Source organism: Flavobacterium sp. ov086, assembly GCF_900187965.1.
Lineage (GTDB): Bacteria > Bacteroidota > Bacteroidia > Flavobacteriales > Flavobacteriaceae > Flavobacterium.
Map to the genome: position 1 here is coordinate 61,866 of NZ_FZNL01000024.1, position 14,339 is coordinate 76,204.

Sequence of the window (14,339 nt, forward strand, 5' to 3'; positions counted from 1 at the left end):
TCTAATTAATTTTTAGTTGTTGTGTTAGCTTCTTCAGTTGGTGCTACATATGGTTTGTTTTTCTTTCCAAAAAGAGAAACATTTACATAACGTGTTGGGTAAAGACGAACGTCCTGTAATAACAACTCTAACTCTTTTGAAGTTTTAGACAAGTTATTATACAAAGCGTCATCACTTAATAATTTACCGGCAGTACCTTTTCCTGAGTTTAAGTTACTCATGAGATTATCAACTTTAGCCAAAGTCTGATTTAAGTTTCGAACTGTTTTTCCTAAATCGGCTTTATTTAAAGAATCTGATATCTTATTAAAGTTACTTGACATTTTATTAAAGTTTGTTACAACTCCATTAATTTGTCCTTTATTAGTATCTAAAATAGTATTAAGACTTCCTGAAGCTTTATGAAACTGCTCCATTGTCTGACTCAATTCTGCTAATGATTTTTTTAAATTTTCCTGTCCTTGTTTATCTAAAACATTGTTCAGTCCTGAAACCAACGTATTAATATTAGCAAGCATTACGTCTAATTTTTGCTGAATTGGCTCTATTTTACCTCCTAAAGATTCTGTTAATCCCAATTCAACTTTAGATCCTAAAGTTTGTCCGTCTTCTGCTGGTTCTTTATCCGCCAGATTAGGAATAATCTTGATCTGTTTTCCCCCTATTAAACTTGGAGAATACAAAGATGCCTGGCTTGATTTTGAGATTGGAAAATCTGTTTTTAACTGAAGTTCAACTAATAATTTACCTGTTACTTCACTAATTGTGATTTTATTTACCTTACCAATAACAAGTCCGTTTATGGTAACTGGTGCTGATGCTGACAAATCCTCAACATTATCATACTCTGCATATAATGTTTTGTAATTTGTAAAAAGGTCTCTGCCTTTTAAAAAACTATAGCCCCAAATAAATAATAAAATTGACGCGATGACTAAAATAGCCGTTTTAATTTCTCTTGTTAGTTTCAAAATTCTAAGTGTTTCTACAAAATTAATATAAATATTCGAACAAAAGACTATTATTTAATAGCGTCTTGAATACTGATTTTTTCTCCATCTTTATTTGCAATTAAATAAGCTGCGCCATATCCTTTGTCTTTAGCTTCTTGCAAATATTTTTTGGCAGCTTCGTAATCTGCCGTTTCCTGATAGAAATATTTGTAAATATTATTTTCGTACAACATCGTTACATTTTTTAGTCCTTTAAAATTTTTAGGTTCCAAAGACGTTTTTTTGATACTGGCTATAAGTTGCACTTTAAAGAACGTTCCTTTTGGAGCTTTTTTTACAGCAACCGATTCGACCGCTTTAGGTTTTGCAGGAGTGGTATCTCTCGCCGGTCTTGCTTCTACAATTTCCGGAGCGCCAGAACCAAAATATTCTCTCTTATAACTTAAAATAGCTTCAGCAATAGCTCTTGCAATTTCATCCTGACCTTCTTCTGAATTTAAAACATTTCCTTCCGTAGGATTCGAAACAAAACCTGTTTCTACTAATACTCTAGGCATATATGCTTTATGAAGTACCATAAATGGGGCTTGTTTAACTCCGCCTTGTCTTATTTTTTTACCAAGTTTTTCAAAATTATCTTCAATTTTACTTGCTAATGAAATACTGTTCTCCAAATACTCTTCCTGCATTAAGGTCATACTAATCATAGATTCTGGCGAATTTGGGTCAAAACCTTCGTATTTACGTTTATAATCTTTTTCTAAAGTAATTACCGAGTTCTCTTTTTTCGCTGCTTCAAGATTTGAAGCTGTTTTACTCAAACCCATTACATAAGTTTCGGTTCCGTCTGCTGCAGTATTTTTGTTTGCATTACAATGTATAGAAACAAAAATATTTGAATTTGCACGGTTTGCGATGTTGGCTCTTTCTACCAAATCAATAAAAACATCCGTTTTACGAGTATAAATAACATCAACGTTTGGATTAAGTTCTAATATCTTTCCAACTTTTAGAACAATAGCCAAAGCAATATTTTTTTCAATTCGTCCGCTATAAACTGCTCCAAAATCGTGATCACCATGTCCAGCATCAAGAGTTACCTTAAAAACATTTGCCTGACTGTAAGCACAAAATGACATTATCGTTAGAAAAAAAGTAAATATTACCTTAATTTTGTTAAATCTATTCATAAATCTAAAAGTTAATTTTAATAAAACGCAACTGCTATAATTTTTACAATTGATTATTTTTGACAAAAAATTATATGTAAGTTTGACATGTCAAAAAACAAGCCATAATTTTACAAAAATAGCATTTAAACCTTTGCATACAAACTTATTTAATATCGTTTTATTATCAATTTTCCTAACATTAGGAAGTGGTAAATTATATTCGCAAGAGATAAAAAACAAAAAAAAGCCGTTATCAACTGTAAAACAAACAGATAAATCGAAAACTGATGTTACTACTGATAAACCTGTAACTTCTGTTACTGATACCATAAAACTTGACACGGTTAGGCCTAAAAAGACTTTTCTTGACGGAAAAGTAAAATATAGAGCCAAAGATTACGCAAAAATCGATCAGAAGAGAAAACTGATTACATTATACAACGAAGCTGAATTATACTATAAAGATGTCGAATTAAAATCAGGTATAATTGTCTTAAACTACGAAAAAGACGAAGTTTATGCCGGGAGAATAAAAGATTCTGCCGGGGTTTTGTCACAATATCCAAATTTTAAACAAGGCGCAAGCGAGGTTCAGCCTGACTCTATCCGTTTTAATTTTAAAACAAAAAAAGCTTTAATTTTTAATTCAAGAACTGAACAGGGTGAATTTAAAATAAAAGCTGCTGTTACTAAAAAGGAAAATGATTCTGTTTACTTTTTAAAAGGTGCCCGATTTACAACGGCAACAGATATCGACAACCCTGAATACTATTTTCAGACCAATAAAGTAAAATTTATACCCGGCAAAAAAGTAATTACCGGCTTAACCAATATGGTTATTGCTGATGTACCTACTCCGCTTGCATTACCTTTTGCTTATTTCCCAATGAGCCAGGAGAAGAGTGTTTCCGGTATCATTATTCCTAGTTATAACGATTCAAATACAAGAGGATTTTCGCTTCAGAATATGGGATATTATTTTGCTTTAAGCGAGAATTATGATTTGACCGTTTTAGGAGATTATTATACTAATGGTAGTTACGCCATGCGATTTGAGTCGGCTTATGCCAAAAGATACAGATATCGAGGAAATGTTAATATACGTTTTGAAAATCTGATTAACAGTGAGCGCGGTTATCCGGATTATAGCAGACAGAATATTTACAACATTCAGTGGTCACATTCAAGAGATACTAAATCAAGCCCTAATTCAACTTTCTCTGCGTCGGTGAATATGGGTAGTAGTAAGTACTTTAAGCAATCTATCAATCAGGCCAATATTGGTTCAAATTTGAACAATACTTTAAGTTCTTCTATATCTTACAGCAAGACTTTTAATACGATTCCGCAAGCACGTTTTTCATTATCGGCAACACATCAGCAAAACACACAAACAGAAGTTATTACAATGACTTTACCAACTTTGCAAGCCAGTGTTGATCGTGTCTATCCTTTTGTTGGAAAAGACGGTGTCAAAAAAGGTTTTATAAAAAACATTAACTTACAATATAACTTAAGCGGGAAAAACAATATCACCACAACTGATTCTTTGTTTTTTAAACCTCAAATGTTCAGAGATGCACAAATAGGAATGCAGCATACTATTCCGTTAAGTACAAACTTTAAAATTTTCAAATATTTTAGTGCGCAGGCAGCTACTAATTATCAGGAAACATGGGTTACTAAAACCATTAATAAAAACTACGATACAGATCAGGGAAAAGTTGTTGATAAAGTTGTAAATGGTTTTGACTCGTTTAGAACTTACAATTTCACCTCAAGTTTAGGTACCACTATATATGGTACATTTAATTTTGGAAGTGATAAAAGAATTCAATCGATTCGTCACGTAATGCGTCCTACAATTAGTTACTCTTATACACCAAGTTTCGAGAAATATTACGACACTTATGCTGTAGATGCTTCAGGAAGAATGACAGATGAATACACAAGATTTGCAGGAGGTGTTTATGGTGCTCCAGGAAAAGACAACTCAAACATTGTTGCCTTTGCTTTGAGCAACACTTTTGAAGCCAAAGTAAGAGATCGTGACAGTACAAAAACGGAGCCTAAAAAAGTAATGTTATTAAACAACTTAAACTTTAGTACCAATTATAATTTTAATGCTAACGGTAAAGATGTTTTAGCCTGGCAGCCAATACTTATTAGCGGTGGAACTCAGCTTTTCCAAAATAAGATGAATGTCAATTTTGGAACTACATTAGATCCATATGCTCTAAACAATAACAACGACAGAATTGATACTTATAACATCAACAACGGAGGAAGTTTATTTAGAATGACAAATGCCAATCTAACTTTAAACTATTCGTTTTCTAACAAAGGCACAACTAAAGATGATAAAAACGACCAAAGTCAGCGGAATGGAGGTCGAAAAGATGATTTGTTTGGTACCAATACAGACTTAACTGATCCAAGAAATAGTCAGTTTGCAAATGAAAAAGATGATGACAAAGATGTAATCAGTGAATTCTTTAAGTCAAAAATTCCGTGGGACATGACGCTTGCTTATTCATTAACGTACACAAATATCAGAAGAGAAAATAAAATCTCAGGAAACTCTATTATGATGTCTGTAAATATGGATATTACTCCAAAATGGAAAGGTGGAGTTTCTACAGGTTACGACTTTGTACAAAAGGGAGTTACTTTTACTCAATTGCGTTTTGAAAGAGATTTATTGAGCTGGAGAATGGCTTTTAACTGGTCACCATTGGGAACTAATTCAAACTGGAACTTCTTTATTGGAATCAAGTCTGGAATGCTTAGTGATATCAAATGGAATAAACGAAGTACATTAAATCGATAATTGATCGAATAAAAATAATTTGTTATGAAAAAAATCATCTTTACTGAAAAAGCTCCGGCTCCAATCGGACCTTATAACCAAGCTGTATTATCCGGAAACACACTTTATGCTTCTGGCCAAATTGCTATAAATCCAGCCTCTGGAGAACTTATTACTGATAACATCAATGATGAAACTAAACAGGTAATGGAAAATATTGCAGCAATTTTGGAAGCCGCAAATATGACTTTTGAAAACGTGGTAAAAGCAACTATATTCATTATGGATATGAATAATTTTGCTGCTATAAATACCGTTTACGGATCTTATTTTAACGAAAAAACGGCTCCTGCACGTGAAACTGTTCAGGTAGCATGTTTACCAAAAAATGTCAATGTAGAAATATCTATAATCGCTGTACAATAGCGTTTAAAAATAATTGTGCCGTTGCTTCGTTTGTTGCCAGCGGCACATTATGTACATCACATATCCTGACAAGCATCTTAATATCGACTTCATGAGCATTGGTCACTAAAGGATCTGTAAACATAAAGACGACATTAATTTTACCCTCTGCCACTTTAGAAGCAATTTGAGCATCCCCACCCATTGAACACGGAAGCATCTTTTTTATTTTAAACCCCGATTTCTCAGCATTTCTTCCTAATATTCCTGTTGCAATAAGTTTTACTTTATCATGTCGCAGCGTAATTCCATTTTTAATTAAAAACTGAATCATATCTGCTTTTTTATTATCATGAGCAATTATTGCAATTAAAGTTTGTTTTTTCATGATTTAACAATAATTATACTAATCAAATTTACTTTAAAAAAGCAAAACAGATTAAATATAAGATAATGAATATCAAACATTTAGCACAACAGCAAAAAAAGACTACAAATAAGTCATTATTACTATTTTATAGGCAATAAAAAAACCGTTTCGGTAATAGGAAACGGTTTCTTATATAATAGAAATGAATTAAAACTCTAAAGCTCTAATACAACAGCATTTAATAATAATTGAGCAGAAGCTTCATTTGTTGCTAAAGGCACATTATGTACATCACACACACGAATAAGCATATTAATGTCGACTTCATGAGCGTGGCTTGCCAACGGATCTTTGAAAAAGAAAACCATTTGTGTTTTACCTTCGGCTACACGCGCAGCAATTTGCGCATCACCTCCCATTGGTCCTGAAAGCATTCTTTTTACCTTAAAACCGGCATTTACAGCTTTGCTTCCTGTAGTTCCTGTAGCTATCAACTTAATATTTTCTTTAAGGAGAAGTGTCTTGTTTTTATTCAAAAACTGAACCATATCTGCCTTCTTACCGTCGTGAGCTATAATAGCAATTTCAATCATTTACTTTTATTTATTGATTAGCAACATGATAAGCAATTAATCCATCAATAGGTCTTCTTAAAACATTCCCTAATTGAAGTTCATATTTATTAAATGTTTCCTGTAATTCGTCTTTTAAATAAAAAGCAATTGAACCCACAAAATGAACTGGAACTTCTTTACAATTATCAAATTGTTTGATGTAATTCTTAACGAAAGATTTCATCCCTTTAAAGATGATTTTTCTGCAAAATTCAGTGTCTTTATGCTTGATTAAGAACTTTGCAAAAGTCGCCAAATAAGCATTTGGATTTGGTTCTTTGTATAATTTATTTTTAATAAAATCAGGATCTAAGTTGTATTCTTTTTCAAATTCAACTGCTAATTCCTTAGGCATTTTATTGAAATAATATTTTCTGATTAATTCTTTTCCAAAAACATTTCCACTACAATCATCCATGGCAATATACCCTAAAGACTGTACTTTTTGATGCAAAACTTTTCCATCAAAATAACTGCAGTTAGATCCCGTTCCTAATATACTTACGATTGCTTCTTCTCCTTTTGGAGTAGTTGCATAAACAGCAGCATATGTATCTTCATGAACTTCTACAATTGCATTAGAAAAATATTCCTGAAAGATTTGTGACAAAGATTGTTTCATTCTGTCTGTTCCACAACCGGCTCCGTAAAAGAACAAATGTGAAGCATTTTTTTTGTTTTGTAAAATATCAAAACGATCATTTAATCTTTCTATAATTTCAGGACCATCAAGAATTTCAGGATTTAATCCCAGAGTTTGCGTGGTAAATAATACTTTTCCATTATCATCAATTGCAATCCAATCGGCTTTAGTAGATCCACTATCAACTATTAATTTCATTTTATTCAGTTTTTGGATTAGTTTCTCTTTGATTAATTTAAAAGTGTGTTTTTTACATTAATTAAAGAAGGAACAAAATAAGAAAATCCCGTTACTATAAAATAACGGGATTTTGCAAAATTATATATTATTATTTTAAACCTGCGATATGCACAGATAAATCGATTAATTTACTAGAGTAACCGTACTCATTATCATACCAAGATACTAATTTGAAGAAAGTAGAATTTAATCCAATTCCTGCGCCAGCATCAATGATTGAAGTTCTTTTGTCTGAGATAAAATCTTGAGAAACAACTGCATCTTCAGTATATCCTAAGATACCTTTCATTGTAGTTTCAGAAGCATTTTTCAAAACAGCCATAATTTCTTCATAAGAAGTTTCTTTAGCTACTTTTACAGTTAAATCTACTACAGAAACGTCAGCCGTAGGAACACGGAAAGACATTCCAGTTAATTTTCCATTCAAAGCAGGAATTACTTTTCCAACCGCTTTAGCAGCTCCAGTTGAAGATGGGATGATGTTGATGCTAGCAGCACGTCCACCTCTCCAGTCTTTTCTAGAAGGACCATCAGCAGTCATTTGAGTTGAAGTTGTTGCGTGAACAGTTGTCATTAAACCTTCAACGATTTCGAAATTATCATGAATAACTTTAGCTAAAGGAGCTAAACAGTTTGTTGTACAAGAAGCGTTAGAAACTACTAAATCAGTAGCTTTTGCTGTTTCATGGTTTACTCCCATTACAAACATTGGAGCATCTGCAGACGGAGCTGAAATGATTACTTTTTTAGCACCACCTTTAATGTGCTCATTTGCAGTTTCGATAGTTGTAAAAATACCAGTACATTCAGCAACTACATCAACATCAACTTCATTCCATTTTAAGTCAGCAGGATTTCTTTCTGCAGTGATACGGATATTTCTTCCGTTTACATAAAGTTTTCCTTCTTTTACTTCTACAGTTCCATTAAAACGACCGTGAACTGAATCATATTTTAATAAATAAGCTAAGTGATCAACATCTAATAAATCGTTGATCGCTACAACTTCTACATTATCTCTATTGAAAGTTTCTCTAAAAACGATTCTTCCGATACGTCCAAATCCGTTTATTCCTAATTTTACTTTTGACATTTTACTTAATTTTTGTTTTTATTACACTAATTTAAAGTCTAATTTCCTCACAATAAACTTCATTCCTTTTTTAAACTTTTATATGTATGTTATGTCGACATAATGTCTGACACTCTCAACAATTCTCTATCAATTTCAGATTTACCTTTAATTGCTTGCTCTAATGGAGTCAGTGCTACTTTATCTTCGCGCAAACCAACCATATAATTTGATTTACCTTCGATCAAAGATTCTACTGCTTTTACACCTAAACGGCTTGCAAGAACACGATCAAAACAAGATGGAGATCCACCACGCTGCATGTGTCCTAAAACAGAAACTCTCACGTCATATTCAGGCAAGTTAGCTTCAACGTAATCTTTTAATTCGAATACGTTTTTACCAATTTTATCACCTTCAGCGATAACTACTATACTTGATGATTTTCCTGAAGCTTTACTTTTTTGAAGAGAGTCCAGCAATCTGTCTAAACCTAAATCTTCTTCAGGGATAAGAATTTCTTCGGCACCAGCACCAATTCCGGCATTTAAAGCAATATGACCGGCATCTCTACCCATAACCTCTACAAAAAACAGACGGTTATGAGAACTCGCAGTGTCTCTAATTTTATCGATACAATCTACAACAGTATTTAAGGCAGTATCATAACCTAATGTATGAGTTGTACCAAAAATATCGTTATCAATTGTACCCGGGATTCCCATTATCGGGAAATCATATTCTGAATTAAAAATCAAACCTCCGGTAAAACTTCCGTCTCCTCCAATGACAACAAGAGCATCAATTCCTGCTTTCAAAAGATTCTCGTGAGCCTTTTTTCTACCTTCCGGGGTTCTAAACTCAACAGAACGAGCCGATTTTAAGATCGTTCCACCTTTGTTTACTATATTATTTACGCTTCGAGGTCCCATTTCTTTGAAATCACCTTCGATCATTCCTTGATACCCTCTATAAATTCCTATGCATTCTATATTATGATAAGCGCATGTTCGAACAACTGATCGTATTGCGGCATTCATTCCTGGCGAGTCTCCTCCTGAGGTTAGAACACCTACTTTTTTTATTGTTTTTGGCATTATTTAAGTATTAAAGTGTAAAATTAGCAAACATTCACCACTTTTCGGGTTATGTTTATAATAAATTAATAAAATATGTTAAATTCAAACGTTTTCGTTAATAAGTTTTTCGATAGTAAAAAATTCATTTAAAATAATAAAAGGCTCTTATTTTAATTAAATGTTTAAAATTAACAATACATTAATGAAGTGTTACAAAAATCAGAGCTTTTGCAAATTCTAAATTTTATTTTTGGACCTTTAAATTTAGTATAAAAAAACCATTCGCAATAACGAATGGTTTTTTATAAACATATATTTAACAAAATGATTTAAAAATCATTATCAGGAATTAGACCTTCATTATTATTTTGTGGAGGTGGTTTCTTCTCTTCTTCTTTTTTCTCCGTTTTCTTTTTGTTTTTCTCAGCATCCTTTTTATTAGAGAAATTTACAAAATCAGGATTTAAATTAGAATCCTGCAAATCATTGTTAGAGCTTTTTATAGCACGTTCAAGTTTATGATCTTTGAATATTTTATTTACCAACTCGCTAAAGGTATCAAAATCCACCTCATACGAAATACCAACACCTTGTGTATATCCAATTCCCTGCCCTACATAATTGATATCATTCTCTTTATTAAACAAACGGAGATTCATAGATCCATCCTCGTTTACTCTATATAGTATCTCGATATCACCCACAATTGCAGATTCATTTACACCTCCTACCGGAACTCCAAGTTTACCATTGATTGTTATTCTTTCGTTTACCTGAGATGATATATTAGCCACAAACTGACCATCAGCTTCCTGCCCCAATCTTTTATCTGCAGAAATATAATTCAAGTCAATATTTACTTTATCATTATCTGATTTTATAATGCCGCCTAATAAACTAGACGCCGTTTCTGTCAATGTTCCTGATAAATCACCCTGACTAAATCCGTCTGTACTCATGAACGATCCTGTAGACAATAAATAAAGTGCTTGTGTCTGACGAATATCTTTATCGTCTAATTTATATTGTATCTCAGATTTAAGGACATTACTAACGGATGGAAACTGAATATCAAAATTAGGCTCAGGACTTGTTAAATCTCCTCTTAAACCAATAACAACTTCTACAGGTACTTTTTTATTGAATGAAGAAGTATTGTCTAATAATACTGCCGGATTTGCCGATGTTTTATAAACGGCTTCTAAATTCAATTGTGCTTTCATCGGGTTTCCTTCCCAAATGATTGATCCACCTTTTTTAACAGAGAATTTTTTATCGATCAAACCTCCATATTTAAAGTTGTAGGTTCCTTCGTATGCCTGGAAATCTCCCCACATATTAAACTTACCCAGTGTATTAATCTTAAATAATAACGATCCGTACCCTTTTCCTTTCATACCGTGTCCGGAATTTCTATCCAGGATTACTTCAACCTCTGCATCTGGCGTAATATCAAAATCAAACTCCAATTCAAGTCCGTTATAATTTCTGGTTTTCTCGACAATACCATTTGCCAGATTGTATTTTTCTTTTGGTGTAACAAAATGAATCCAGCTGCTTTCTCCAACGCTTTGTGCATTATTAATAGGTATCTTTACTTCGGTACCTTTCTCAGATTTTGCAGCTACTTTAATAAACAAACCATCTGTTGGTCCTTTTATACTTGCTGTACCATTTATAAATGCCGTTCCAAAATAAGCTGCATCTTCGCTATCTTTTGTGTCCAGTGCCACCAATCGTTTAGAAGTTATGGTAAGATCCAGTTTCCAGTCTCCAAAATTATGATGTTCAATACTTCCGTTAAGCAAACCTTTAGTTCCGTATTTAGTATCCGTTAATTGATTGTTTCTAAACAGGAATTTTTCATCCGTTAAGTCAATTACGGTTCGATCGCTTAATTCATAATCTGTATTCAGATATGGAATTGTCATTCCGGCCTTTTCTACATATAAACGACCATTGATTTCCGGTTTTTTAAGATTACCTACAACAGCAGCATTTCCGGAAACGCTTCCTCTTACATTTGATAAAACGTCGCCGCCCACAGCTCCTAAAGTTGCCAGGTTAAATCCTTCGAGTTTTAAACTCAGATCCAGAAGAGTCTCTTTATTTTCGATTGCAAAAGTTCCGTTAGCTTTAAATGATTCTGTAAAACCATTTTGAATCGAAGAATTTACCGTAAACTTTCTAAAGCTTTCATCACCGGCAATATCGAAGTTGAGCGTTCCTAAGTCAATTTTATTCAAATTGAGATGATCGATAACAATAGATGCTGTTGGCTGATAAACACTCTTATTCTGCTTATAATTTACCTGGCCATTTAGGTTACCATTAAATACAAACTTAGAATTAAATGGTGTAATCTTATTAATATCAACATCTTCAAAATTAAGAACGACATCTTTATAATCTGTTCCTTTTATAATACCATTCAAATCAATCTTTTGATTCTCATGAGAAAGCACAATATTATCTATCGTGAAATTCTTAAAAAACTGATCAAAAACAATCTGATTATCTTTTTCTTCGTCTTCATTCAAATACCATAAATAGTCCTTAAACTTCATCTCAGATTTCTTAATACCAACGATATTGTTTTTATTTTTATCTATGGTATGAAATAAATTCAGATTATAATAATCCTCGCCTTTATCTCCTCCTTTAAATTCTGAACGAACAAACAGTGTATCTTTTGCAGTAACATTGATTAAACTAAAATCCCGAACTTTATAATAAGGGGTTTTGATACTATCCAGCTCGATATAAGCATTATAAAGCACATTTTTATTATCGATATTAATTCGGATATTGTCAAAGGTGCTTTTTGCAGCGGTAATTTTTTGAGATTTAAATTTAAACTTGAACTCCTCAAGGTCTGAATCGATCTTGCCACGCATTACTGTCGAAGAATCAATATTTACTTCCGGATACAACATTTCGACAACCTTGTCGTAAACATGAAAATTGAAATTTAAAAACTGTCCTTTTTTAACTTTGTAGGGTTTATAATTAGTGTACAAACTTCCTACCGAATTCATAACCAGTTTATCTAATTGCGCAAATTGAAATTTACCTACAATTTTTCCGTTTACAACATCTGTAGAATTAACAGTAATGGTTCTTAATCGATCTGCATCAAAATTAGAACTGATCGTTACATCATCAAAAGCATAAGTCGATTTTGGATTTTGATAAACAGCATCCTTAATATATACACTCCCCTGAAGATTCTCAATCGAGTTTCCTGTTAGTTCCACAACTGCATCACCCGTAAAAGTAGAAATCGAATCGCTAACAAATTTCAATTTTCGTAAATCGGCATTTTCAACATTTATATGAAAATCATATTTACTTTCTCTTTTACTCAAATCAACCAAACCATCGAAAGTCAAACTCAAATTTGGATCATTTATCGCAACTTGTCCTTTATAATAAGGCAATTTAAAATTACCGTTTACAACAATATTATTATAGGTATACTTATTATAATCTAATTTTGTTATATCACCTTTTACAATTGTGTTCAGGTATTTCTCTGTAAAACCAACTCCGTCAACATCCAGATCTAAAGTTGTTCTCCCAATATCTTTTCGATCTAATAAAGCTCCAATATTAAAATTGTCCAAAATAACATTTCCAGAATACGACGCTTTATCAATAAAGTCCATATTGTTCATATGTATATTGGCCTGACCATTTCCTAAATCAGTTATCATTTTAAACTCTGTCTCTAAATCTGTTGTGGAGACTTTTGCTTTTCCAACAATATTAAATTTCCCAATTCGCTGCAGTTCCTTTGGAAGTTTTTTTCCTAAGACATTTGGCAATAAAACTACCAGATTATCATAAGAGGAAATTAATTTATCAAACTTCCCTTCCATAGAAAACTTCTGAGTTTTACTTCCTAAAAGGTTTCTGAAATTAATAGTTCCGGCAATCCTCGAGCCATTAGTATCACTAAGTTTAAGATGCCTTAAGTTAAGATTATTCAGTGTTCCTCTTATCTTAGATCTTATTCTAAAATGCTGATTTTTACCTAATCCGTCATAAAAATTGCGAATATCGTTTGAAGCAATCGAAGCCGAATCAAGTGCCACATTAAACTTTACTTTGTCTGTAAAATCTAAGAAGTCCTCAATTTTATAATTCAAAATAGCTTTACCATAAATCCACGATCTTTTGGTTTTTATAGCCAGATTTTCAACTTTTATTTGTTTTTTGGTATAACTAAATTTCCCCGCAAAATTAGAAACATACAAACCACGATGGTCTAAAAATGAGAATCTATGAATTGTTGTATTAACATCCGGTCCGTATAATTTAAAATCGCTGATATAAGCGTTTAGCTTTTTAAAATCAAGGAATTTGGGGGTCGTTTTATTTTCATCCACTACAGAAAAAGCACCTTTGTCGATATAAGCATTCTTGGCAGTTAATAAAAAATGCTTGCTTGATGGAGATTTTGGACCTTTTTCGAATGCTTTAATAAAAACGTTAAGATTGTTTTCATTCTCTTTTTTATAGGTTTTTAAATTAAAAATCAAACCTGTCAGACGGATATCTCCAAAAATCAAATCTCCATCCAGCAATCTTTTTAAACCCAAAATATCAGTTGCAACAATGTCTGAATAAATCATTGTTTTTTTGTGATGGTCTAAAATCAAGACTTTTTTTAACTTAACACCACCAAAAATATTAATTGCTGTTCTTTCGACACTGATAGTAACATTAAAATCTTTGTTGAGAGAGTCTGTAATATAATTGGCGATTTTTGTCTGAACCACAGGCAAAGACAAGATGATAGCGAGTGCTAACAAAAGTAAGATTAACCCAATTAGGGTTCTGGATACTATTTTCTTTACTTTTCTGATAGCTGCTTTTATTTTTGTTTTCTTTTAAATTTACTTTGAACAGACAAAGAACGACTGTTTTTGATAAAAATTCTTTAATTTTGGCCTCTCCTTACAGTCAAATAAAATTAA

10 protein-coding genes are annotated in these 14,339 nt (G+C 32.3%); 2 read left to right on the forward strand and 8 right to left on the reverse strand.

Annotation, left to right across the window (positions count from 1 at the left end):
- Window positions 1-5: 5 nt before the first annotated feature.
- Together CHB81_RS21750 and CHB81_RS21755 are read right to left on the reverse strand one after the other, a co-directional pair.
- Window positions 6-971: an MlaD family protein gene (locus CHB81_RS21750; RefSeq protein ID WP_089353938.1), complete on the reverse strand. Its 966-nt coding sequence runs from the start codon at window positions 969-971 to the stop codon at window positions 6-8.
- Between the two features lie 50 nt (window positions 972-1,021).
- On the reverse strand, window positions 1,022-2,143 hold the full coding sequence (locus tag CHB81_RS21755) for an N-acetylmuramoyl-L-alanine amidase (RefSeq protein WP_089353974.1): 1,122 nt from the start codon (window positions 2,141-2,143) through the stop codon (window positions 1,022-1,024).
- Window positions 2,144-2,225: 82 nt separating this feature from the next.
- On the opposite strand from CHB81_RS21755, the gene CHB81_RS21760 reads away from it, so the two are divergent.
- Complete coding sequence (locus CHB81_RS21760) at window positions 2,226-4,955, forward strand: putative LPS assembly protein LptD (RefSeq protein ID WP_176427568.1); 2,730 nt, start codon at window positions 2,226-2,228, stop codon at window positions 4,953-4,955.
- A gap of 24 nt (window positions 4,956-4,979) precedes the next feature.
- On the forward strand, window positions 4,980-5,360 hold the full coding sequence (locus CHB81_RS21765) for a RidA family protein (protein WP_089353940.1): 381 nt from the start codon (window positions 4,980-4,982) through the stop codon (window positions 5,358-5,360).
- On the opposite strand, the gene CHB81_RS21770 is transcribed toward CHB81_RS21765, so the two are convergent.
- The 6 genes from CHB81_RS21770 to CHB81_RS21795 all read right to left on the reverse strand — a co-directional run bounded on the left by CHB81_RS21770 (window position 5,341) and on the right by CHB81_RS21795 (window position 14,174).
- The gene (locus tag CHB81_RS21770; protein ID WP_089353941.1) at window positions 5,341-5,727 is read right to left on the reverse strand and encodes a methylglyoxal synthase; all 387 of its coding nucleotides are present in this window, start codon (window positions 5,725-5,727) and stop codon (window positions 5,341-5,343) included. The genes CHB81_RS21765 and CHB81_RS21770 overlap by 20 nt on opposite strands.
- 197 nt (window positions 5,728-5,924) lie before the next feature.
- On the reverse strand, window positions 5,925-6,299 hold the full coding sequence (locus CHB81_RS21775) for a methylglyoxal synthase (RefSeq protein WP_089353975.1): 375 nt from the start codon (window positions 6,297-6,299) through the stop codon (window positions 5,925-5,927).
- A gap of 13 nt (window positions 6,300-6,312) precedes the next feature.
- Complete coding sequence (locus CHB81_RS21780; protein ID WP_089353942.1) at window positions 6,313-7,164, reverse strand: N-acetylglucosamine kinase; 852 nt, start codon at window positions 7,162-7,164, stop codon at window positions 6,313-6,315.
- Window positions 7,165-7,294: 130 nt separating this feature from the next.
- Window positions 7,295-8,299, reverse strand: a complete 1,005-nt coding sequence (gene gap / locus CHB81_RS21785; RefSeq protein ID WP_089353943.1) for a type I glyceraldehyde-3-phosphate dehydrogenase — start codon at window positions 8,297-8,299, stop codon at window positions 7,295-7,297.
- 89 nt (window positions 8,300-8,388) lie between these two features.
- Window positions 8,389-9,375, reverse strand: a complete 987-nt coding sequence (pfkA, locus tag CHB81_RS21790) for a 6-phosphofructokinase (protein WP_089353944.1) — start codon at window positions 9,373-9,375, stop codon at window positions 8,389-8,391.
- Between the two features lie 311 nt (window positions 9,376-9,686).
- Window positions 9,687-14,174, reverse strand: coding sequence for a translocation/assembly module TamB domain-containing protein (locus CHB81_RS21795; RefSeq protein ID WP_254921231.1), 4,488 nt, complete (start codon window positions 14,172-14,174; stop codon window positions 9,687-9,689).
- Window positions 14,175-14,339 lie beyond the last annotated feature (165 nt).